This window comes from Klebsiella sp. A-Nf5, from assembly GCF_002810545.1.
In the GTDB taxonomy this organism is placed as follows: domain Bacteria; phylum Pseudomonadota; class Gammaproteobacteria; order Enterobacterales; family Enterobacteriaceae; genus Klebsiella; species Klebsiella variicola.
This window is the reverse complement of record NZ_PIOG01000013.1, coordinates 1-756: the sequence shown is the minus strand read 5'-3', so window position 1 is coordinate 756 and position 756 is coordinate 1. Positions and strand designations below refer to the sequence as shown.

At 37.7% G+C, this 756-nt stretch carries 1 protein-coding gene; it reads right to left on the bottom strand.

Going from position 1 to position 756, the window contains the following annotated elements; all coding sequences use genetic code 11:
- A partial coding sequence (locus CWM53_RS00620; RefSeq protein WP_165784993.1) for a restriction endonuclease occupies positions 1-246 on the bottom strand: 246 nt, incomplete at its 3' end.
- Between the last annotated feature and the right edge of the window lie 510 nt (positions 247-756).

Below are 756 nucleotides of genomic sequence, written 5' to 3'. Positions count from 1 at the left end.
TATGCCATTACTCGAAATGCGAGTTGCAGCTGCATCAATAAGTGAAGGCTGAGCTCGCGCTGTACGGTAGAACTTAACTTCAATAGCCCATCTTTCTTGTCCAAAATCAGCAAGCAGATCAAATCCATTGTCCCCTCTGCAACTATTTCTTTTTATCTGAAAGTTGTTTACTTTCAGAATGCGACAAACGAGCTCTTCGAATAACTGCCATGTTGGTTTTAATTTGTTCATTTTTAATAACTTCATCTAGATATCAGGGATTAATATAAACATATACCTTAATAGTTATTAATGTTTCATATGGAGCTGTATTGTAAATGCAAAAAAAATATCCTTATCATAAGCTTTCCTAATTTGCAATACAGCACTTCATCCTATTTATTATTACATGATTTATCAAGCTAAAAATGCTAAGCAAGGCATTAATCATTCCCTCACCATTTCCTCCGGCATATCTTGAAACCCCACCCATTTTATAGAAAACCATCATTCTGTTTGGGTAAACTTATCGTATTAACATTATTGATTTTTAGCAATAACAGAGTCTAATTTGTTAGTGCCGAGATCACATTATTATTTGCTCATAACTATAAAATGTCTGCTCCTGGCACAAAGCAGACGTTAAAACCTACAGCATCGGGAAGCTTCTGAATACCGCGTAAGCGGCATGAGGGTGCCGATGAGGTTACATGTGTCTGTGGAGTCAAATGGCGCCGAAAGCCCGGCGTAGCCGGTTACCGAACTATAAATTCTGCC